General features: G+C 61.9%; 21 protein-coding genes. 3 read left to right on the top strand and 18 right to left on the bottom strand.

Going from position 1 to position 21,681, the window contains the following annotated elements; genetic code table 11:
• Positions 1-15 precede the first annotated feature (15 nt).
• Complete coding sequence (locus CQ012_RS08550) at positions 16-369, bottom strand: LysM peptidoglycan-binding domain-containing protein (protein WP_105658156.1); 354 nt, start codon at positions 367-369, stop codon at positions 16-18.
• A gap of 258 nt (positions 370-627) precedes the next feature.
• Between CQ012_RS08550 and lexA the strand changes: the two genes are divergently transcribed.
• On the top strand, positions 628-1,347 hold the full coding sequence (gene lexA / locus CQ012_RS08545) for a transcriptional repressor LexA (RefSeq protein WP_105658157.1): 720 nt from the start codon (positions 628-630) through the stop codon (positions 1,345-1,347).
• 56 nt (positions 1,348-1,403) lie between these two features.
• Here the strand turns inward: lexA and CQ012_RS08540 are convergent, their stop codons facing one another.
• From CQ012_RS08540 to hflX, 3 genes are all read right to left on the bottom strand, one after another.
• A complete protein-coding gene (locus CQ012_RS08540; protein WP_286134607.1) occupies positions 1,404-2,483 on the bottom strand; it encodes a glycoside hydrolase family 76 protein in 1,080 nt (359 codons plus the stop codon).
• A 105-nt stretch (positions 2,484-2,588) separates the two neighbouring features.
• Positions 2,589-4,586, bottom strand: a complete 1,998-nt coding sequence (locus tag CQ012_RS08535) for an ATP-dependent DNA helicase (RefSeq protein ID WP_105658159.1) — start codon at positions 4,584-4,586, stop codon at positions 2,589-2,591.
• Positions 4,579-6,147, bottom strand: a complete 1,569-nt coding sequence (gene hflX, locus CQ012_RS08530; protein ID WP_105661882.1) for a GTPase HflX — start codon at positions 6,145-6,147, stop codon at positions 4,579-4,581. Before hflX ends, CQ012_RS08535 begins: the two co-directional genes overlap by 8 nt.
• Before the next feature lie 419 nt (positions 6,148-6,566).
• On the opposite strand from hflX, the gene CQ012_RS08525 reads away from it, so the two are divergent.
• Positions 6,567-7,172 carry a class I SAM-dependent methyltransferase gene (locus tag CQ012_RS08525; protein WP_105658161.1) on the top strand — a complete coding sequence of 202 codons (606 nt, stop codon included), beginning with the start codon at positions 6,567-6,569 and terminating at the stop codon, positions 7,170-7,172.
• Positions 7,173-7,240: 68 nt separating this feature from the next.
• On the opposite strand, the gene dapF is transcribed toward CQ012_RS08525, so the two are convergent.
• The 3 genes from dapF to miaB are packed head-to-tail and all read right to left on the bottom strand — an operon-like array spanning position 7,241 to position 10,645.
• The gene (gene dapF, locus CQ012_RS08520; RefSeq protein WP_105658162.1) at positions 7,241-8,176 is read right to left on the bottom strand and encodes a diaminopimelate epimerase; all 936 of its coding nucleotides are present in this window, start codon (positions 8,174-8,176) and stop codon (positions 7,241-7,243) included.
• Positions 8,177-8,208: 32 nt separating this feature from the next.
• Positions 8,209-9,111, bottom strand: coding sequence for a tRNA (adenosine(37)-N6)-dimethylallyltransferase MiaA (gene miaA / locus CQ012_RS08515; protein WP_105661881.1), 903 nt, complete (start codon positions 9,109-9,111; stop codon positions 8,209-8,211).
• Between the two features lie 4 nt (positions 9,112-9,115).
• The gene (miaB, locus tag CQ012_RS08510; protein ID WP_105661880.1) at positions 9,116-10,645 is read right to left on the bottom strand and encodes a tRNA (N6-isopentenyl adenosine(37)-C2)-methylthiotransferase MiaB; all 1,530 of its coding nucleotides are present in this window, start codon (positions 10,643-10,645) and stop codon (positions 9,116-9,118) included.
• A gap of 159 nt (positions 10,646-10,804) precedes the next feature.
• Here miaB and CQ012_RS08505 point away from each other — a divergent pair, with 159 nt between their 5' ends.
• Entirely contained in the window at positions 10,805-11,128 is a 324-nt protein-coding gene (locus tag CQ012_RS08505) for a hypothetical protein (RefSeq protein WP_181149037.1), read from the top strand.
• On the opposite strand, the gene CQ012_RS08500 is transcribed toward CQ012_RS08505, so the two are convergent.
• From CQ012_RS08500 to CQ012_RS08450, 11 genes are all read right to left on the bottom strand, one after another.
• Positions 11,122-11,910: a regulatory protein RecX gene (locus CQ012_RS08500; protein WP_105661878.1), complete on the bottom strand. Its 789-nt coding sequence runs from the start codon at positions 11,908-11,910 to the stop codon at positions 11,122-11,124. The genes CQ012_RS08505 and CQ012_RS08500 overlap by 7 nt on opposite strands.
• 98 nt (positions 11,911-12,008) lie before the next feature.
• Complete coding sequence (gene recA / locus CQ012_RS08495; RefSeq protein ID WP_105658167.1) at positions 12,009-13,061, bottom strand: recombinase RecA; 1,053 nt, start codon at positions 13,059-13,061, stop codon at positions 12,009-12,011.
• 241 nt (positions 13,062-13,302) lie between these two features.
• A complete protein-coding gene (locus tag CQ012_RS08490) occupies positions 13,303-13,527 on the bottom strand; it encodes a DUF3046 domain-containing protein (RefSeq protein ID WP_105658168.1) in 225 nt (74 codons plus the stop codon).
• A 111-nt stretch (positions 13,528-13,638) separates the two neighbouring features.
• A complete protein-coding gene (locus tag CQ012_RS08485) occupies positions 13,639-14,052 on the bottom strand; it encodes a helix-turn-helix domain-containing protein (RefSeq protein WP_105658240.1) in 414 nt (137 codons plus the stop codon).
• Between the two features lie 196 nt (positions 14,053-14,248).
• Entirely contained in the window at positions 14,249-14,731 is a 483-nt protein-coding gene (locus CQ012_RS08480) for a CinA family protein (protein WP_105661877.1), read from the bottom strand.
• Positions 14,732-14,741: 10 nt separating this feature from the next.
• Positions 14,742-15,344 (bottom strand): CDP-diacylglycerol--glycerol-3-phosphate 3-phosphatidyltransferase, encoded by a 603-nt coding sequence (pgsA, locus tag CQ012_RS08475; RefSeq protein ID WP_105661876.1) that lies wholly within the window; start codon positions 15,342-15,344, stop codon positions 14,742-14,744.
• Positions 15,345-15,349: 5 nt separating this feature from the next.
• On the bottom strand, positions 15,350-18,340 hold the full coding sequence (locus CQ012_RS08470; protein WP_105661875.1) for an FtsK/SpoIIIE family DNA translocase: 2,991 nt from the start codon (positions 18,338-18,340) through the stop codon (positions 15,350-15,352).
• 97 nt (positions 18,341-18,437) lie between these two features.
• A complete protein-coding gene (locus tag CQ012_RS08465) occupies positions 18,438-18,689 on the bottom strand; it encodes a hypothetical protein (protein ID WP_105658172.1) in 252 nt (83 codons plus the stop codon).
• 135 nt (positions 18,690-18,824) lie between these two features.
• Positions 18,825-19,286 carry a hypothetical protein gene (locus CQ012_RS08460; RefSeq protein ID WP_146112931.1) on the bottom strand — a complete coding sequence of 154 codons (462 nt, stop codon included), beginning with the start codon at positions 19,284-19,286 and terminating at the stop codon, positions 18,825-18,827.
• A gap of 95 nt (positions 19,287-19,381) precedes the next feature.
• Positions 19,382-20,785 (bottom strand): mycothione reductase, encoded by a 1,404-nt coding sequence (gene mtr / locus CQ012_RS08455; protein ID WP_105661873.1) that lies wholly within the window; start codon positions 20,783-20,785, stop codon positions 19,382-19,384.
• A 78-nt stretch (positions 20,786-20,863) separates the two neighbouring features.
• Positions 20,864-21,661 carry an ABC transporter ATP-binding protein gene (locus CQ012_RS08450; protein WP_105661872.1) on the bottom strand — a complete coding sequence of 266 codons (798 nt, stop codon included), beginning with the start codon at positions 21,659-21,661 and terminating at the stop codon, positions 20,864-20,866.
• Between the last annotated feature and the right edge of the window lie 20 nt (positions 21,662-21,681).

Here is a 21,681-nt window from a genome sequence, read left to right as displayed (position 1 = left end):
AGCAGGCTGGGGAAGCTAGCCGGCAAGGACCGGAATCGACAAGGTTTCGCCAACCTGGATTTCACTGCCGGTCAGGGCATTGAGTTCGGCGATGTGGCCCACTGCCGAGGTCACGTCGTAACCGGTGGCGTAATCCCGGGCCAGGCTCCACAGCGTATCCCCTGGAATAACGGTGACATCAACGGTTCCGACTCCAACAGGAGTATCAGCTGCGGCATGCGCGTCAGAGGCAAACATGGAGATGAAGAAAGCTGCGGCGATGGTGAGTGCGAAAATGGGCATACCCACAAGCACGGCCCATCCGCGACGGTTGATGCGGATCTTCAGTGGTGCCTGGGTCTGATTTGAGTCAAGTGCGACGGTTGCCATGACTTTGTCTCCTCAAGAAATTCAAGTGATGCGAATTTGTATTCGAAAGCGTAGATTCGAAAACTTGTTCGAACCTCGTATATCTGTTCTAACAGAGGTTTGCGGAACTTGTCCAGAAGTTTTCGAACAAATCTTTGAAAGAAGCTCGCTTATCTACTAAGATTTCGAAGTAGACGAGCAATGAAAACATCTCACCATCTAGCGCCGACAGTTTGGACTTACGAACTTTCGAATGATTGCTAGGGAAGGCAAAATCTCATGTCAGCTTCACAACGCACTCCCCGATCGAATGCACGTTCGCTGACGATTCGCCAAAAGAAGATCCTGGAGACGATCCAGCGGTCAATCGGCAAGAACGGTTATCCACCATCGATGCGTGAGATTGGTGACGCAGTGGGGCTCAAGAGCCTTTCGAGCGTCACCCACCAGCTGAGCCAGCTGGAAAAGCTCGGCTATATCCGTCGAGATCCACGCCGTCCGCGCGCAATGGAAATCCTGCTGCCTCTGCAGCTGGCCGAAGACGCCGAGAAGGCCGAAGTTTCGAAGCCGGTCGAGCCAGATGCCAGCGAAGACGCCAAGATCATTGAATTGAGCACTTCCGCTGACACCACCATGGTTCCCCTGGTTGGCCGTATCGCTGCCGGCGGTCCGATCCTTGCCGAACAGTCCGTCGAAGATGTTTTCTCGTTGCCTCGTCAGCTCGTAGGCCACGGCGAACTGTTCATGCTCAAGGTTTCCGGCGATTCAATGGTTGACGCTGCGATTTGCGATGGCGACTGGGTAGTTGTCCGCCGCCAGCAGACGGCGGACAACGGCGACATCGTAGCTGCCCTGCTCGATGAAGAAGCCACGGTAAAGACTTTCCGGCAGCGTGACGGGCATACCTGGCTGCTTCCGCAGAACTCGCGCTACGAACCAATTTTGGGTGATGCCGCAACGATCATGGGACGCGTCGTCTCGGTGATGCGCTCGCTCTAGAATACGTACGGTCATTGCGCTGGTGCTTGGCACCAGCGCAATTCTCGTTTAACCCGCTATTGGCCGGCGTTCAACTCGAATTGAGCGGCCGCCGAGAAGATCATCCAGCGTTGGATTGCCGCCGAAAGCCGGCGTGGTTCCTGGTCAGCCAGATGGCGCGCCGTTGCCATGACCAGCCTCCTGGCCTGCTCCCGGCTCCGGGCTTCCAAGCGGACATCATTACCGGCGAGGGCCAGATATCGGCAGAGTATCCCCGCGAACAGGTTGCCGTCTCCCCCGCTGTTGAACGAGAGGACCCCGGCAACAGTTGACAGCGATTTCGTGGTGGCATCGATCAGTACTTTAGCGTGAGCCAGATCAGCAGGCTCGCCAAGCTCAAGCAATGCCCCGAGCACCAGGCCCTGGTTATAGGTGTAGACCGCTGGTTCCACGGCGTGTCCCTGCGTGGTCAACCGAAGTCCGTCCAGATACAGTCCTCGCTCCACGCTGAACAGATTCTTTTCCAGCCACTGGAGAAGCTCTCGCGCGGTCTCTATCTCCCCGGTACGGGCAAAGAACAGTGCCGCCGGCGCGTTGGCTGGCGTGTTCTTGAAATCCCGCTTTCTGGACCAGTACAGGCCGCCGTCCAGCACCCCATCCATGCCGGCATGGAGCTGCCGTCCCAGCGTCCGAACTGCCGCCTCGGCAGGACGGCTCTTGTGCCCCGTCGCCAGCTGCGTGAACTTTGACAGGCGGCCGCTGGCCAGAGCAAGCCAAGCCATGTCGTCGAAGAAGTAGTTGGGCAAGATCCCGAAGTTTCGAATTCGAATGCCGCGCAATAGGCCGTTGGCCCGGGCAAGCGCTTCGCGCGCCCGGTGTTCATTGCCTTCGTCCCAGTACGATCGGCCCTCATCGATGATGGCATCCAGATAGTGCGCCTGCCACCAATAGTTCCACTCCGCAAGCGGGTGCGCGAAACCATTGAGATTGCTGAGCATGCTTCCGTCGCGCAACCGATGCGCTTTGCTGTAGCTCTGTCCAATCCACGTTCCGGGCAACCCCATGAGGCGATGCCCGAACCGCTGGTGGGTGTCGATCGCGGCTTGGTGCGCCAATTCCTGCATGGACTCCATGGTGCCTTCCGATTCGAGCTTCATCAGTTCTTGTCACAGACCTTAGTGCATCTGGAAGCATCATGCTGGTACCGGTTAAAGAACTTGAGCTGTCCCGAAGGACAGCTCAAGTTCATATTCTGGTTGCGGCTACTTCCCGCCCGGGTTCAATCGCTTGAGAACACCAGTGATGACCTTCTTATCGACAGTCGGCCACATCGGAGGCAGGGTAGCTTTCAAGAAGCTGCCATACCGCGCCGTGGCCATGCGCGAATCAAGGATCGCCACAACGCCCTTATCCCCGACCGAACGAATCAAGCGCCCAGCACCCTGGGCCAGACGAATCGCCGCATGGGTGGCGGCAACCTGCATGAAGCCATTTCCGCCATGCTTGGCCACGTCCTCGGAACGGGCCTTGGAGATAGGATCATCCGGGCGCGGGAAAGGAATCTTGTCGATGATGACCAGCCGGCAAGAATCGCCCGGCACGTCCACGCCCTGCCACAAGGTCATGGTTCCAAACAGGCAGGTGTCGCGTTCGCTGCTGAACTGTTCGACCAACGACTTCATGCTGGCTTCACCCTGGCACAAGATTTCCACGTCCAGGCGCTCGCGCAAGATGCTTGCCGCTTCCTCGGCGGAACGCTTGGAAGTGAACAGCGCCAAGGCGCCGCCACCGGAGGCCTTGATGAGATCTTCGATCTCATCCAGCGTCTCCGCCGCCAGTTGGCGTCCTGGCTTGGGCAGGTGCTTGGCCACGTAGAGGATGCCCTGCTTGGGGTAATCGAAAGGGCTGCCAACATCTACGCCGGTCCATGATGGAGCGCCGGCGCCCATCAGGCCCAAGGAGCCTGCTACCGAGTCGAACTGCGAGCCAATGGCCAAGGTGGCGCTGGTCAATACGACCGTGCGCCCGTCGAAGAGGCCCTCGCGCAACTTGCCGGCCACCGACAACGGTGCCACGTTCAAGGTTGCAGGCTGGCTCTCATCGGCCTCGACGTAGCCCCGGCCTTCGACAAACTCCCGCGGACGGGTGGTGTACAGGACCTCGCGGCGTTCTTCGGATTCGAGCATGCGAATCGCATCATCCATCACTGCCTGCAGCTGGGAGCGGGCAGTCTGGCGGCCGCCATCGGCCGGTGCATTGGCTTCGGGCTTGGACAGCGCCAGAGCCAGCCGGGCCTGCTCCACGATGTCGTTCAGGGCAATGCCCATGTCTTCGCGCAGACCATGTTCCAGCAAGCCTGTCGGCAACCCGGTCAACGACTTTTCCAGGCGGTTTGCGGCCTTGACCATCTCATCCGCATTGATACCGCAATGGCGCTTGGCACCGCCAGCGGCGGTAAGCACCATGCGCGAGGAGAGCGCGCCCGAAACCGAGCTGGTCACGCGATCTTGCAGTTCGTGGGCCTCATCGATGATCGCTACTTCGAAGTCCGGGAGAACCGAAAGCCCCTCGAAGGCCGAAACCGCCAGCAACGCATGGTTCGTAATGACCACGTCGGACTCGGCGGCACGGGCACGCGCCATTTCCGAGAAGCATTCGTCCGCCATCGGGCACTTCTGCGAGCCGAGGCACTCCATGGCCGAAACCGAGACCTGCTTCCAAGCCTTGTCACTAACCCCGGGCACCAGTTCATCGCGGTCACCCGTGTCGGTCTCTTCGGCCCATTCACGCAGTTTCATTACTTCGCTAGCCAGCGGCGAGTAAGTGGTGCCGGCAGGTATTGCCGGCTCGTCCATGGAAAAAAGAGTGCCTTCGTCATCCGGGTATCCGCCGCCGAGCTTGTACTGGCACAGGTAGTTCGAGCGCCCCTTGAGCAGCGCGACATCCATCGGGCGCGAGAGCTTGCCCTTGAGCGAGTCGAGTAATCGCGGTACGTCACGGCCGACAATCTGCGATTGCAGCGCCAATGTCGCGGTGGAGACGATCACTGGCTTGGCGCTGGTTTGCGCGTGGGCCAGTGCCGGAATCAGGTAACCCATGGACTTGCCCGTTCCGGTACCGGCCTGCACCAGCAAATGCTTTTCGTCTTCCAACGCGCTGACCACGTGCTTGACCATTTCCTGCTGGCCGGTGCGCATGGCGCCGCCCATGGAAGTGACCGCGGCCTCCAGGAGCCCCAGGGCCTGCTCTTGCTTATCCATGAAGGTTGAAGGTCTCCAACTCTGCAGCAAAGGAATCGCGCACCTTGACGATCAGCCGGGTGCCCTCCTCCAGGTGTTCGCTTTCCAGGATCTCGGATTCGCTCTGGTGCAGCTTGGCGATCAAATCCCCCCGGTTGTAGGGAATGAGTACCTCAAGCTGGACTCCGGGGCGTGGAATCGAGGAACTGATCTTTTCCAGCAGCTCCTGGATGCCTTCACCGGTATGCGCAGAGACAACCACAGTGTTGGATTCCTTGTTGCGGATGCGTTCGATAACGAACGGATCAGCCACATCAGCCTTATTCACCACGATGATCTCTGGGATGTTCAACGCGTCGACTTCGCCGAGCACGGTGCGCACGGCCTGGATCTGCCCTTCGGGATCCGGATGGGAACCGTCAACGACGTGCAGGATGAGATCCGAATCGGCGATTTCCTCCAAAGTGGAACGGAAGGCTTCCACCAGCTGGGTCGGAAGGTTGGAAACGAATCCCACGGTATCGGCCAGGGTGTAGGTCAGCCCGTCTTCGGTCGCCGACTGGCGAACGGTCGGGTCCAGGGTAGCGAACAGCGCGTTCTCCACCAGCACACCGGCGTTGGTCAGTCGGTTAAGCAGCGATGACTTGCCAGCGTTGGTGTAGCCGGCAATGGCTACGGCCGGAACCTCATTGCGCTTGCGGTTGGCACGCTTGGCTTCGCGCGCAGGCTTCATGGCCTTGATCTCGCGGCGCAGCTTCGCCATGCGGTCGCGAATGCGGCGGCGGTCCATTTCAATCTTGGTTTCACCCGGTCCACGCGAACCGATACCGCCACCGGCGGCACCCACGCGGCCACCGGCCTGGCGGGACATCGATTCTCCCCAACCGCGAAGGCGCGGCAGCAGGTATTCGAGCTGGGCCAGTTCAACCTGTGCCTTGCCCTCTCGCGACTGGGCATGCTGCGCAAAGATATCCAGGATCAGGCTGGTGCGGTCGATCACCTTGACCTTGACGATATCCTCCAAGGCGCGACGCTGCGAAGGAGCCAGCTCTGCATCGACAACCACGGTATCGGCGCCAGTGGAAGCAACAATTCCGCGCAGCTCTTCAGCCTTGCCCGAGCCGAGGAAAGTCGATGGGTCCGGCTTGCTGCGACGCTGCACCAGCCCGTCCAGGACCTCCGAGCCGGCGGTCTCTGCCAAAGCGGCGAGCTCACGCAGAGAATTCTCGGCGTCGGTGACGGTGCCGTCGCTCCAGATGCCAGCCAGCACGACGCGTTCCAGGCGCAGCTGGCGGTACTCGACTTCGGTGACGTCTTCCAGTTCCGTGGACAGGCCTGCGACGCGGCGCAGCGCACGGCGGTCGTCCAAATCTTCCTGGTCCCCGTCGAAATGGGTGAGGCCGGAGGAAAAACGGTTCAGTGCAGAGGCTTGCCCGGCGAAGATGGAACTCTCTTCTTCGCCGAAGTGCTGGACCTGCGGGCTCTGCGCATCGTCGGCTGCGAGGATTCGATCGATGGCGGCCTGGATCTGGGCATCATCCATAGATGCCGAATCGTGCTCGTGTGACTCGGAGTTAGTCATGGTCTCCTTAGAAGTACTTCGCTTTCCAGAATAGTGCGGGTGGGCCCCACTTTGCGACGTGGCGCGTTCAGTTTCGGTTGGTTCATCAAACATTCGTGGTCCTTTGCAAGGAGTAAAGGTCTATGAGCAGACAGGTGAATGCATGGTTACCGGTGAGCAAAGGCGAATGCGGGGTTCCAAAAAGAAGAACTGCCAAGAAGGGGAAATGACTTTGCTGTCTGCTGATTCATGCAGGTGGGCGCGCAAGAAGTGCACGGCCAGCTCGTGGAATCGCGGGTAACCAAGAGGATTACGTATTAGACGAAAATCAAAGTCATAGGGAAAACTCTATCAGTGATATCGTGTCGTGCCTATATCGCTTTGCTCACGTTGGCGACCCTGTTCTTTGGGGTAACCGTACTGGGCGATAAACTTTGCCTATGACCTCGGATCACTACTTCACCGCCAGCCCGGCCTCGGCAGACGAACGTCGCACCATCGAAGTCGAGCTCAATGGCTCGCTGCGCAAAGTGCAGACGGCCTCCGGCATTTTCTCCCCTGCCGGGCTGGATAAGGGCACAGCGGTATTGCTGCAGTACGTGCCGGCCCCTCGCGGACGCATCCTGGATATCGGGTGCGGCTGGGGGCCCATCACCTTGGCCGCTGCCGAGCAGTCCCCGCAGTCCGAGGTCTACGGCGTCGACGTCAATGAGCGTTCCATCGATCTGGCCCGCTTGAACGCCACGGCGTTGGGCTTGTCCAACGTTGTTGTCGGCACTCCTGAATCCGTGGATCCGAACCTGGAATTCGACACCATCTGGTCCAACCCGCCCATTCGCATCGGCAAGGATGCCCTGCATGAGCTGCTGATGCTGTGGTTGCCGCGTTTGGCCCCGGGCGGCGAGGCCTGGATGGTGGTGCAGAAGAACCTTGGCAGTGACTCCTTGCAGAAGTGGCTGGTTGAGCAGCTTCCCTCGGAGTGGAAGATCACCCGCGAAGCGACCGCCAAGGCCTTCCGCGTGCTGAAGGTAGCGCGCCCGGCCTAGAGGACCGAAGGCAAACCGCAGATCGGCTGCCGAGCCAATCTGCGGTTCTGCGAAGAACCGGATCAGTTCTACTGCGCACCGAGGATCCCGCGCGCCACCAGATCCGCTGGGCCGCTGAGGATCGTATCTTCTCCGCCGCTTGCATTGCCGCGGAATTCAACGCCGACCACGCCGCCTGGCACCGCAACAGCCCACTGGTTGATCAGCGCGGTGCTGCGCGCCCAGTAGCGTACGGCAGCTGCAGCCGCGCAGGCACCGGTACCGCAAGAGAGGGTCTCGCCTACCCCGCGTTCATGGACGCGCATCTGGACCTGGGCAACTCCGTCTTCTTCAATCAGCGGTTCGGATGGAACCACGAATTCCACGTTGGTGCCGTGGGCAGGAACGGGAGATACCTCTGGTGCCTGGAACAGGTCCAATTCTTCGAGCATTCGGGCATCGGGCAACGCCACAACGGTGTGCGGATTGCCCATGGTGATGCTCAAGGCCGGCAGGGCCTGTTCCCAGCCACGCGGCTTGACCATGGAGTCCACGGATTTTTCGGCCGCGTCCTGCTCGAAGATCAGGCCCCAAGGACCCAGGTTCACTGCGTAGCCATCGACCAGGCGGGTAATTTCCTTGACCCCTGCACGGCTGCCGATCTGGAAGCTTTGCCCCACCTGGAGGCTCACCAGCCCCTCGGCAATCAGGTAGTGCGCGAAGGCACGCACGCCATTGCCGCACATTTCGGCGATGGAACCGTCGTTGTTCCGGTAATCCATGAACCAGTAGGCCTTGGGGTTCTCCAGGAACTGCTCTTCGTATCCCGGAACCTTGGAGGTTGGCACGGCACGGATGAGCCCGTCGCCGCCAATGCCGAATCGGCGATGGCACAGGGCCGCTACCTGTTCGGGGGTGATTTCGAGCTTTGCTTCAGGGTCTGCAACCAGTACGAAGTCGTTGCCGGTAGCGTGGCCCTTGGCAAAATGTTGTCCAGCCAGCTGTCCTAGTTCGGTGCGGTACATCAATGCTCCTAGAGTTTTCCTGCGTATGTTGGCTAGCCAATGATCTTCAGCGTTTTTTCCAGCAGTCCCGGTTCGATCGGGTTCAGCCAGTTGACCCGCTGGTCTGCATTGAACCAGGTGATCTGCCGTCGCGCGAACTTGCGCGTGGCGATGATCGTCTGGTCGATGGCTTCGGCTCGGGTGATCAGCCCATCCAAATAGTCAATGTACTGCTGGTACCCGATGGCACGCGAAGCGGTCTTGCCTTCGCGTAATCCTTGTTCAAGAAGTCCTGCGACTTCTTCGGCTAATCCCATGGCATCCATCTTGTGCACGCGGGCCTCCAGGGCTTCGTGCAATGCATGCCGGTCATAGTTCAAACCGATCTGGATTGCCGGTGCGGCATACTCGCGTTGCGGCATGAAGGAGCTGAAGGCCCGCCCGGAAATCTCGTAGACTTCAAAGGCCCGGATCGCGCGGCGCAAATCCAGGTTGCGCCCAGCTGACACCGGGTCCACCTCGGCCAAACGGCGGCGCAGGGGTCCGTCGCCTTCGGCCTCGACCTCAGCCTCCAGCCGTTTCCTGACCCCGGGATCCGTCGGCGGGAAATCGATGACGTCAAGTGCTGCGCGCACATACAGTCCAGAGCCGCCGACCATCACCGGAATCTTGCCGCGGGCCCGGATTCGGGCGAAGTGGTCGCGGGCTTGGGCTTGGAAGGCCGCGACGGACGCTTCCTCGGTGATGGCCATGGTGTCGAGCAAATGATGCTCGATGCCGCCACGTTCATCCACCGGCAGCTTCGCGGTGCCGATATCCATGCCGCGGTAGAACTGCAGGGCATCTGAATTGACGATTTCCCCGCCCAGTTCCCGGGCCAGGGCAATAGCCAAATCTGACTTGCCGGTGCCGGTGGGGCCGACGATGGCGATGACCGGCAGGTTCGAATTGGTCATGTACTTAGCTACGCACTTTCAAGGTTGGCATGCCCAAGCTCGTGCGGCCGCTGGAACCGTTCGCAGCTGGCGAAGGTACCCCGCAGCTTTCGGCTTGGGCACGGTCCCAGGCATCCCCGGCACGCGAACGGCGCAGGGAGTACTGGTCAGCGGTGGGATCGGAAATCAGGTGGAATGATGCCACTTCGGTAATAGGCAGGGTGACCAGATCGCCTGGGCGCGGGGCTTGGGCTCCGTCAGGCACAGAGAAGTGCACCAGGCGCTGGTCCTGCGAGCGTCCGGACAGGCGCCGGGTTTCCCCGGACTTGCGTCCGGACTGCTCGGTGGCCATCACTTCTACGGTACGGCCCAGCTGCTTCGCATTCTCTTCCTTGGCAATGCGGTCCTGGAGCGCGGTCAGGCGCTCGTAGCGTTCCTGGACCACGGCCTTGGGCAGCTGGTCTTCAAGTTCGGCTGCCGGTGTTCCCGGCCGCTTGGAATACTGGAAGGTGAATGCCGAGGAGAATCGCGACGCTTCAACCACGTCGAGGGTGGCTTGGAAGTCCTCTTCGGTTTCGCCCGGGAAGCCAACGATGATGTCGGTGGTGATTGCCGCATGCGGGATGCGTTCGCGAACCTTTTCCAGGATGCCCAGGAATTTCTTGGACCGGTAGGAGCGGCGCATTTCCTTGAGCACCCTGTCCGAGCCGGACTGCAGCGGCATATGCAGCTGCGGCATCACGTTCGGGGTCTCGGCCATGGCATCGATGACGTCATCGGTGAAGGCCGCTGGGTGCGGGCTGGTGAAGCGCACGCGTTCGAGTCCTTCTATTTCGCCGCAAGCGCGCAGCAACTTGCCGAAGGCCAAGCGGTCTCCGAATTCCACGCCGTAGGAATTCACGTTCTGGCCCAGCAGGGTCACTTCGATGGCCCCATCATCGACCAGGGCCTGGATTTCGGCGAGGATCTCGCCCGGGCGGCGATCGCGCTCCTTGCCGCGCAAGGATGGGACGATGCAGAAGGTGCAGGTATTGTTGCAACCCACGGAAATGGAGACCCAGCCTGCGTACACGGATTCGCGTCGAGTCGGCAAGGTGGATGGGAAGACATCCAGTGATTCCAGGATCTCCAGTTGCGCCTCCTGGTTGTGGCGCGAGCGGGCCAGCAGCGTAGGCAACGAACCGATATTGTGCGTGCCGAACACCACGTCTACCCATGGGGCTTTCTTGACGATGGTGTCCCGGTCCTTCTGGGCAAGGCACCCGCCGACGGCAATTTGCATATTGGGGCGTTCGGCCTTCAGGTTCTTCAGCAGGCCCAGATGCCCGTAGAGCTTGTTGTCTGCGTTTTCACGCACTGCGCAGGTATTGAAGACGACGACGTCGGCTGCTTCTTCGGCCAGCTCTTCGGATTTGCGGCTTAGGCCCGCATCTTCCAGGAGACCGGAGAGCCGCTCGGAATCGTGCACGTTCATTTGGCAGCCGAAGGTACGTACTTCATAGGTACGGGGTAGTTCTCCACTGCCGATGTTGCTCAAGGTATGTTGCTCAGTCACTCTTCAAGATTACCGAAGATTGGGTACTGCTGAAATACAGGTGACCTTGGGACGCGCTCCTGCGTGCTGTTCGCAGCGCGTGCCCGCTAATCGCCGAATTCACCGCTTCCCTCGGAAGGGTTAGGATTGAATTAGACTATCAACTAGCCAATTCGGCCTATGAGAGAGATTTCCGTGGAAAACCATTCACCCCGCCCACAACCGGAACCCGAGAAATCCCGCCCATTGCGCTTGTCACGCGGCATGAAGGTCTTCCATATCTGGATGGCCGGAATATCCGCACTTTTCCTTTTCGCCATCCCGATCGCCATCGGCCTCCTCCCGCCGATGGACCACGAGACCGATGACCTGCTGTTCAATATCGGTGTTGGCTCGGTGCTTGCCGGGATCGCCGCCTTGATCCTGTGGGCATACCAGGGCATTGACGATTGGTTTGGACGCCGCAGCAAAGCACCTGCCCAGGATCCGAAGCGCAATCAGTAGCGGCTACCGAAGCGCTCTTCCCATTCTTCGCGCGCGACTTTGAAGGCCAAGCCGCCGTTGTAGCCTTTACGCCCCAGCATCCCTACTAGTCGGCGTAATGCCCTATCCCGATCTGCGCCCATGGATTCCGGGCGCAGTTTCGCGCGAACCAGTTCACGGGCCCGCTGCTCCTCGGCCTCATCATCAATCTGCTCAAGCGCTTCAGCGGCCAGTTCATCGTCTACGCCCTTGGTGCGCAGCTCGCGCTTGATCGCCCCACGGGCCAAACCGCGCGAGCGCGCGCGGGCAACTACCCACGACTTCGCAAAGCGTTCATCATCAACGAGATTGATCTCGGCATACCGGTCGATGACTTCATCAGCGATATCCTCAGGGCATTGGTTGTCAAGAAGCTTGGCCTTGAGCTGTTTCGCGGTCTTGTCGCTGGCTGTGAGCTGGCGCAGCAAAATGCCACGCGCCTTTTCCCGCCACTGGTCATCGCTGAGCTCTTCGGGCTCCCCGGCTTCGCGCGCCGCTTTTCTCGCTTCGCGTGCTTCGCGGCGTTCCTGCTTCGAGGGTTTGGCCGGTGCGGGCGCGGCAACAATCTGTTCCATCGCCGCACGCAGCTCTTCAACACTGCCCGGTTTCCTGGATTCCTCCGGGAAGCTGGCAATGGTGCGGGAGGTGCTGCCCGCTGGCATGGCTGGGGTTGCGGCGCGCCGGGCGGCGCGTTCCCGCCTAGCTGATTCCTCAGCCGCTTGTGCTTCCACTTCTTCCGGGCTGGGTTTTGCCCAGTCCGGCATGTCCTCGGGATCCCCCTGGAACTCTTTGGAAACGGACGTAGCGTCCGACCCGGAATTCTTTCCGGGTCGGACGCTACGTCGCTGGAAGCCTGGGGCCACTACTTATCGCCCTCGACGACTCGCAGTTCGGTCTCGTCTTCTTCAACTTCTTCCTGTGGCAGAACGCCGAGCTTCTGCAAGATCTGGCGCTCGAGTTCGTCGGCCAGATCCGGGTTGTCGCGCAGGAAGCGGCGGGCGTTTTCCTTGCCCTGGCCCAGCTGGTCCCCGTCGTAGGTGAACCAGGCACCGGACTTCTTGACCAGGTTATGCTCGACACCCATATCGATGAGCGAACCTTCGCGGGAGATGCCGTGGCCGTACAGGATGTCGAATTCAGCCTGCTTGAAAGGAGGAGCCATCTTGTTCTTGACGACCTTGCAGCGGGTGCGGTTGCCGACCGCATTGGTGCCCTCTTTCAGGGTCTCAATGCGGCGGATGTCGATGCGGACCGAAGCGTAGAACTTCAGCGCCTTGCCGCCAGTGGTGGTTTCCGGGCTGCCGAAGAAGACGCCAATCTTTTCACGCAGCTGGTTGATGAAGATTGCGGTAGTCTTCGAGGCCGAGAGGCGGCCGGTGATCTTGCGCAGAGCCTGGGACATCAAGCGGGCCTGCAGGCCGACATGGCTGTCACCCATTTCGCCTTCGATTTCGGCACGTGGAACCAGCGCTGCCACGGAGTCGATGACGATGATATCCAGCGCGCCGGAGCCCACGAGCATATCCATGATTTCCAGAGCCTGCTCGCCGGTATCCGGCTGGGAGACCAGCAGTGCGTCGGTGTCGACGCCCAGCTTCTTGGCGTATTCCGGATCAAGCGCGTGCTCAGCATCGATGAAAGCCGCAACGCCGCCGGCCTTCTGCGCGCTGGCGACTGCATGCAGGGCAACCGTGGTTTTACCCGAGGACTCAGGGCCGTAGATTTCAACCACGCGGCCGCGTGGCAGGCCGCCAATGCCAAGGGCGACATCCAAGGCAACCGAACCGGTAGGAATTACTTCAATGGGTGCACGGGTTTCATCGCCCAGGCGCATGACCGAGCCCTTGCCGTAGGCCTTGTCGATTTGGCCCAGGACAGCCTCTAGCGCCTTTTCCCGATCATTTTTTGCTGCCATGGTTCACCTTTGCTCTTGCAAGCCTGCTACGTACTTGCTCATGAATTTTGTCCTGCAATAGACAGTATGCTTGCCCACCGACACTTTGGACTCCGATAGCCCTCAAGTGTGGACAGTCTCAGTGCTTAAGTTCTTGGTGCAGTTTCCTGCGTTGCTTCTAGGATAACCCTATCCGAACAGGTGTTCGAAATTCAACACGGCATGTTCGAAGATCCAGTGCCGGGACTTTCGAACGGAGTCGCTACGATTCCTTCGGCTCGATATCCACGCCAAGCCAGCGTTCGGCCGGAATGTCTTGCGCCTTGCACAGGGCTTCCCAAATCTGCTTGGGCTTGATGCCCTTGTCCAGCGCCTGCGCGGCGGTAAGGCTGCCAAGTTCGGTAAGGGCCATGGAATCGGCCAGCACGTGGGAGTACCGCGCGCCGAACTCGTTTTCCATGTTGCGCCAGAAATCGCTGATTTTCACCTAATTATTCTCCCACGCATAGGCAAGGAGCCCACGCATTTCGCGCAGGCTCCTTGCACGGCTGCCGGCAGTCTCGATTACTGAGTAGCGGTAGCCCTAAAAAATTTGGTTCTAGACCGAGGCCAATGGCTTGTTGCCGCTCTTGGCCGCAAACTCGTTGGCCATATCCGTAGGGACGGTATCCGGGATAGCAATGCCCTCTGCCAGGGCAACGCGCTCGGATACTTCACGGAGCATCAGGGACAATGGGATTTCCAGCGCCACGCAGATCGAGGAGAGCAGCTCCGAAGAGGCTTCCTTCTGGCCACGCTCAACCTCGGACAGGTAGCCAAGGGAAACACGTGCGCTATGCGAAACCTCGCGAAGGGTACGTCCCTGGCGCTGACGGACGTCGCGCAGAACATCGCCGATTTCATGACGGAGTACTACCATTTTGTGCTCCTCCTTCTCGGGCTGGACCATATGGGCTTCTCCCATATCGCGCCAACGGACGACACCATTGACAGTTACGGGTTGCTTGACCATGAATTTAGCCTCTGCTCCTAGGTCCATCTCGAAGATCTAATCAAATACGGGGGCCATCCTTGCGGCCCTGCAATTCGTACAACGACAGGTCATACGATTTTGTTCCCGTACATTCACCCTAATCACTTAAATGCGACCTACGCCACATATGCCGTGATTTTTGCGTAACATCTCGGGAAGAAGAGTATTTCGCGTCTTACTGTGAAGAAGCTTTATCCAAGATGGCAGCGAACTGGTGAAGTGCCGCCAGGGTGCTCTGCTCGCGGATCTGTGCCCGGTCTCCCACGAAGTGGTGGACTTCGGATCCCGAGTCAGCGCCCATGGCCCACCCAATATACACGGTTCCCACCGCCTTGCCATCGTGCGGGTCCGGTCCAGCGACCCCGGTTGCAGAAATCGCCGCGTCTGCACCGCAGGCACGCTGCGCCCCTACGGCCATCTGCCGGGCAACCTCGGGATCCACCGATCCGTTGGAGGCAAGCAGCATCTCGTCGACGCCCAGCAGCGATGACTTCACCGCCGAGGAATAGCTGACAACTCCCCCGCGCAGCACCGCCGAGGCGCCGGGCACCTCGGCCAGGCGCGCGGCAATCATGCCAGCGGTCAGCGATTCGGCCGTAGCCAGCTGCACATCGCCTTCAATGGCCTTGGCGATCACCTCGGGTGCCTGGGGCTTCATGGTGCCGGCCCTACTTCTGCTTCTTGGCCGCGGCTGCCAGCTGGCCGGCCTTGACCAGGTATTCCAGTCCGGTGACCACGGTGACGGCCAGGGTCAGCAGCATCAGGTACCACGCCACGGTGCCCAGCCAGTCAATGGTGTGGGTGTAGGGCAGCAGGTACAGGCCGATCACGATGGCCTGCAACACGGTCTTGATCTTGCCGCCCATATTCGCGGCAATCACGCCGTAGCGGATGACCACCACGCGCAGCAAGGTGATGCCCCATTCGCGCGCCAGGATCACGATGGTGACCCACCAAGGCAGCTCGGCCAGGATCGAGAAGCAAACCAGCGCCGAACCGGTGAGCAGCTTGTCGGCGATCGGGTCCGCGATCTTGCCGAAGTTGGTTACCAGCCCGCGGCTGCGCGCCAGGTCCCCGTCGAGCTTGTCGGTGTACATGGCCACCACGAAAAGTCCCAGCGCGACCCAGCGCCACAGGCCTTGCTCGTGGTTATCGGCCATCAGGGCCCAGACGAAGAAAGGCACCATGATGATGCGGATGGTAGTGAGCACGTTGGCGATATTCAGCGTCGGTACCGGTGGCTGGGCATTGCGGCCAGCTTGCTCGCTCATGGGTTTCAGTTTCTTCCTGTCAGGTCCCAGGCGTCTTCGCCAGGTTCGTCGGAGCCATCGAAGTAGTCGACGGCTTGCGGGCGATCTTCCAGATCCTTGGCAACCAGGTCCTCGGCATAGTCGGTGACCGGCTCGGCGTGGTTCACGTTGGCTTCGGCCACCAGCGCGGCCTCGGTGGCCGACGGGGTGCTGGTCGCCGGGTCATCGCCGCGCATCGCGGCCAGGACCATGGGCAGGTCATCGGGCTGGATCAGCACATCGCGGGCCTTGGAGCCCTCGGAAGGGCCAACAACGCCCCGCGATTCCATCAGGTCCATCAGGCGTCCGGCCTTGGCGAAGCCCACGCGCAGCTTGCGCTGCAGCATCGAGGTGGAGCCGAACTGGCTGGTGACCACGAGCTCGGTAGCCTGCAGCAGCAGATCCAGATCGTCTCCGATGTCCTCATCGATCTGCTTCTTCTTCTCGGCAGCCGGGATCACGTCTTCCCGGTACTCGGGCTTCAGCTGGCTCTTGACGTGCTCGACCACGCGGTGGATTTCGGATTCGGTCACCCAGGCGCCCTGCACGCGCATCGGCTTGGAGGTGCCCATCGGCAGGAACAGGGCGTCGCCCTGGCCCAGCAGCTTCTCGGCCCCGGGCTGGTCCAGGACCACGCGGGAGTCGGTGACCGATGAGGTCGCGAAGGCCATGCGCGAGGGCACGTTGGCCTTGATCAAGCCGGTGACCACATCCACCGAGGGGCGCTGGGTGGCCAGCACCAGGTGGATGCCGGCGGCACGCGCCAGCTGGGTGATGCGCACGATGGACTCTTCGACATCGCGCGGGGCGACCATCATCAAGTCGGCGAGCTCATCGACGATCACCAGCAGGTACGGGTAGGGCTTGAGCACGCGCTTGGAACCCTCCGGAGGGTGCACCTTGCCGGCCTTGACCGCCTTGTTGAAGTCGTCGATGTGCTTGAAACCGAAGTTGGCCAGATCGTCGTAGCGGGTGTCCATTTCGCGGACCACCCAGCCCAGTGCCTCGGCGGCCTTCTTCGGGTTGGTGATGATCGGGGTGATCAGGTGCGGCACGCCTTCGTAGGCGGTCAGCTCCACGCGCTTGGGGTCGACCATGACCATGCGCACCTCGTCCGGGGTGGAGCGCATCAGGATCGAGGTGATCATCGAGTTCACGAACGAGGACTTGCCCGCGCCGGTGGCGCCTGCCACCAGCAGGTGCGGCATCTTGGCCAGGTTGGCCACGACGAAGCCGCCTTCCACGTCCTTGCCCACGCCCATCACCATCGGGTGCTCGGTCTTGCGGGCATTGGAGCTGCGCAGCACATCGCCCAGCGCCACGACTTCCTTGTCGGTGTTCGGGATCTCGATGCCGATGGCGGACTTGCCCGGAATCGGCGAGAGGATGCGCACATCCGAGGAAGCCACCGCATAGGAGATGTTCTTGGACAGCGCGGTGACCTTCTCCACCTTGGTGCCCGGGGCCAGCTCGATCTCGTAGCGGGTCACCGTGGGCCCGCGGGAGAACCCGGTGACCTTCGCGTCGACCTTGAATTGCTGCAGGGTGTTGGTCAGCGCGTCGACCACCACCTGGTTGGCCTCGGATGCTTCCTTGGCCGGCGGGCCGGCAGGAAGGTAGTGCTCCTCGGGCAGGGTGTAGGTGACATCCCCGGATAGCTGCAGCTGCTCGCTGCGCGCGGGGATCGGCGCCTGCGGGGATGCGGAGAGCCCGGCGGCGCGCGAGGAGACCTGGTCCATCGCGGAGGTGGTGGCCTCGGGCTCGGCCTTGAGCCCGATATTGGCCATGATCTCGGCCATCTCGGATTCGGCCTTGGTCGGGCGCTTGACCCCTGGCGGAGGACCGGAGGGCTTCGGGATGGCAACCGTGGCGGTGTCTTCCTGGGCTGGGGCGGCGGCGGACTCGAAGTCCGGGCGGGCGATGGCCTGGGTGGCGGCCTCGTCGGCGTCGAAGATCTTGCCGGAGTTGCGGTTGACGGCAGGCATCGCGCCGGTGGACTGCTCGGCAGGATCATCCTGGCCGATGACCGCCTTGTCGTAGGCGACATCGCCGGGGCGTTCAGCGTGCTCGCCGCCGTCCACGTCGTAGACCTCGGTGACCTTGCGGGCGGCCGCGGCCCGGCGTTCGAAGAAGCCGGGCTTCTTCTTCCTGGCAGCGGGGGCCGGAGCCTCGTCCTGCGGGTAGAGGTAGGACTGGTCATGGTCCTCGCCGGCTGGATCAAGTTCCACTGCGGCCGTGGGGCGGGCGGCACGGGGTGCGTCCGGGTCCTGGCCGAGCAGGCGGTTGTAGCCCGAACGCACGCGCGAAGGGATCTGCGTAAATGGCGTGGCGGTGACGATCAGGATGGACATGACCACCAGGAAGATGAACACGGCCATGGCGCCCGGGACCGAGATCAGCAGGCCCAGCGGGGTGCCCAGGATGGAACCGGCCATGCCGCCGGCATTCCAGAGCGCCTGGAAATCGTCGGAGACCGCTGGCGAGCCGTTGGCCAGCGAGGCGATGGACGAGCCGGAGAGCGTCATGATCAGCAGGCCGATGCCGATGCGGTTGTTCGCGGTGACCGCCTCCGGGTAGCGGAAGAGCCGGAAGGCGCCGATGAACAAGATCACCGGCAGCAGCACGGCCATGAAGCCCAGGGTGCCGCCGGCGACCGCGTGCACGCCGGTGCCGAACCAGCCCGCATCGCGCAGGCCCCACCATTCGATGATCGCGACGATCATCGAGATCAGCGCGAGGAACAGTCCGGTGCCGTCGCGGCGCAGCTCGTAGTCAGGCTTGACGGTTCCGCCGATGCGGCGGAATGCGCCGCCGAAGATCCGGGCAATGCCCATCCACACGCTGCGTATTGCGCGCAGCGGCAGGGCGAGTTCCGCATCCGGGTTCTCGGGCGTTTTCTTGGAGGACGAGGAGCCAGGCGCCTTGGGTTTGCGCGCCGCGGTCTTCTTCGTCCCCTGAGACTGGGTACGTGGGGCCATACTCCAAGGGTATCGCCCCCGGCTGGATGCGCCCCGAATTTACACGTCTGCACGGGGTGCGCCAGCAGCTAGATAATCGTCACGTGGCGCCCGGGAACTATTGCGAGTACTCGATCACCAAGGTGTAGCGGCCATTGCCTTCCAGGCAGGCGTGGCTGCCGACTTCGTACCCGGACGCCTTGAAGGCATCCACCGTGGCGGTTTCCATCATGGCGCAGGTAGCGGCGCTGGAGACCTCTTGGGTGTAGGTCGTGCCGCTGGCGTGGGCCCCCGGAATTCCGGCCAGCCCCACCGCCCCGGCCAGCAGGCCGGCCACGGCGCATGCGGCGAGATGGCTCTTGAACTTCATTTGCACTCCTGGTCTGCTTTCGTCCCCGGCGCTTGGGCCAAGCGCCCGCTTCCAAAAGTGCCACAGCACGCCCTGCACTGCCAGCAGCTTCCAGCCAGTAGCCAGCCAGCGCCTGGCCGCGGAGCCCGGATGGCCTCAGCCGCGGGCCGCGCAGCGGTTGAGCCCAGCCAGGATAGCGAAGCCCGAGGCAAAGCACACTGCCAGGAACCCCAGGGCCGTGCCTAGGAACGGGGCCGGATCGATTTCGCCCAGGCCCAGCGCGGCTATGGCCAACGCCGGAAGCAGTGCCGCGAGGACCGCGCCGATTCCGGCAGCGGCCGATTGCCTGGCAGCCGTGGCCGGCTGGTTCCCCATGGCCTGGATCTCAATGGCCGCATACGCACCGCTGCAGCAGACAAGCCCCATCAGCACTCCGGCAACCGCGCCGTATGCCAGCGGGAGGCCCAGATCGCCCAGGCTGCCGCCATAGCCGTTCTCGCGGATCGGCCAGAACATCCAGAGCACCGCCAGCATCCCCAGGACCATGCCTGCCCCGGCAGCGATCGCGAACATGCTTCGGGTCATCAAGGCCACGGTCCTTGAAGTTTTCCCATTCATGGCTCCACCCTAGGACGAACAGGCGCTATTTGCTACTGCCTTTCGGGTTCTGCTGCCAGCTATCATCCGTTCGCCGCCGGTCCGAAAAACCGCCGCTAGGAGAAGTCCAGGCCGAGCAATGCGTTCTCGGTGACCTCCGGCAAGGCAGGGTGGATCCAGTACTGCTGCGTGGCGACCTCGCGCACATCCAGTCCGAAGGCCATGACCGTAATCATCTGCTGGATCAGCGTTGAAGCTTGCGGTCCCATGTAGTGCGCGCCCAGCAGCTTGCCGGTTTCCCTATCAGCGATGAGCTTTGCGATACCGGTGCTGTCTTCCATCGCCCAGCCGTAGGCCACATCCCCGTACTTCTGCACCTTGGCGGTAATGTCATGGCCTGCCTCGCGGGCTTCGTCCTCGGTCATGCCGACGTAGGCGATCTGCGGGTGGGTGAAGACCGCCGCCGGCACGTGCTCATGGGGCATCTGCTTCATGTTCTGCGGGTTCAGCAAGTTATGGCGTACCGCGCGCATTTCCGCGTTGGCCACATGCTTGAGCAGGAAGGGCGAGGAAATATCGCCCAGCGCCCAGATGCCCTCGGCAGATGTCGAACGGCCGTACTCATCCACGCTGACCCGGCCGTCCTCGGAGTCGATGCCGGCACGGTCCAGATCCAGCTGGTCGCCATTGGGGATGCGCCCCGTGGCCACAAGCAGCACCTCCGCACTGGCGGTGGAACCGTCATCCAGGGTCAGCTTCACCCCGTCGGGCTCTTGCACGGCACTGATCACGGTCCTGCCCTGGCGCACGTCATAGCGTTCTGCGGCCATCTGGTTGAATGGCTCGCGCAGATCGGCATCCAGCTGGCGCATGAGTTCGGAGCGGGCCAGGATGGTGACCTTGGTGCCCAGTGCTTCGAAAACGTGGGCGAACTCCATGGCAATGTAGCCGCCGCCGATGATCACGATGGACTTGGGCTGGCGGGCCAAGCGCATGATGTCTTCGTTGGTGTGGAAGGCCACGCCCGAATCGATGATTTCCTGCGGAATGAAGGGGCGTGAACCGGCGGCCAGGACAATCTGGTCCGCGCTGATGGTCTTGGTTTCTGTTCCCTGCCCGGTACGCAGCGTGCGCTCGCCGATAAAACGCGCGTGCTGGTCGTAGACGTCGATATTCGGTGTCTGCGCGCCACGGCGGTAGTCTTCGCCGCCCTGGGCAATGGGATCGATGCGCTTATCGAAGACCCGGCGGACGATGCCTGGCCAGTCCACGGAATTGACCTGGGCATCGATTCCGAGCCGTGCCGCTTGCCTGGTTTCCAGGGCGACGTCTGCGGCGTAGACATACATCTTGGTGGGGATGCAGCCGACGTTCAGGCAGGTACCGCCGAAAGCGCCCTTCTCGATGATGGCAATGGATTTTCCATCGAATTCTGGACCGGGGATGGAGTTGCCAGAACCTGTGCCGAGGATGATCAGATCGTAGTGCTTGTCTGCCTCGATTGCGGCGGAATTCGTCATGGCAGGGGTACCTTTCACGGTCAATGCTGGGGCCCGGCAGGCAGGCGCTTGGCCATTGCTTGCCTACCGGGCAGGCTATCATCCGGGCACTGGAGTGCCACTATGTTGCACCTTGGGCTCATCGGCCAGGCTGAAGACCAGTTGCACGATGCCGTTCACGAGCACCGGCTGCGCGTGGATCCCGTAGACCTGCAGCAGAAGTTCAGGTTTCAGCACCTCCTGGGGCGTGCCCGCAGCGATGACCCCGCCGTTGGCCAGCATGACCAGCTTGCTGCAGTAGCGGGCGGCCAGGTTCAAATCGTGCAGCACCACCACCGTGGTGGTTCCCAGTTCCCCGACCATGCGCAGCAGCTCATGCTGGTAGCGGATATCCAGGTGGTTGGTGGGTTCATCCAGTAGCAGGTGCTCGGCCTGCTGGGCCAGTGTCCGGGCAACCAGCACGCGCTGCTTTTCGCCGCCGGACAGGGTCGAGTAGCGGCGGTCGGCCAAGTGCCGGGCGCCGACCCGGGACAATGCCGAGGCAACTGCCTGGTGGTCCTCGCGGGCAAAGGCGGCCAGCGCCTTGCGGTGCGGAGCCCTGCCCAGGAGCACCATTTCGGCGACACTGACCGGCAGCTCGGTGGGCGTTTCCTGGGCCACGACGGCAATCCTGCGGGCCAGTTCGTTGCCGCGCAGCTCGGTGACGGGGCGCTCGTCCACGAGCACCAGTCCTGCCGTGGGCCGGAGCGCCGCATAGAGCGTGCGCAGCAGGGTGGATTTGCCGCTGCCGTTGGGGCCGATCAGCCCCACGACTTCCCCGGGGCCTGCCTGCAGCCCTGCCGATTCAATGACCAGCTTTCCGCCATAGCCCACGGAAATATCTGTAGCAGTAATCATGGTTCTTGCCTTCTTCCAGG

It is taken from the genome of Arthrobacter sp. MYb214, assembly GCF_002979865.1.
GTDB lineage: Bacteria > Actinomycetota > Actinomycetes > Actinomycetales > Micrococcaceae > Glutamicibacter.
The sequence above is the reverse complement of the archived record's forward strand: the minus strand, read 5'-3'. Positions and strand labels throughout refer to the sequence as shown.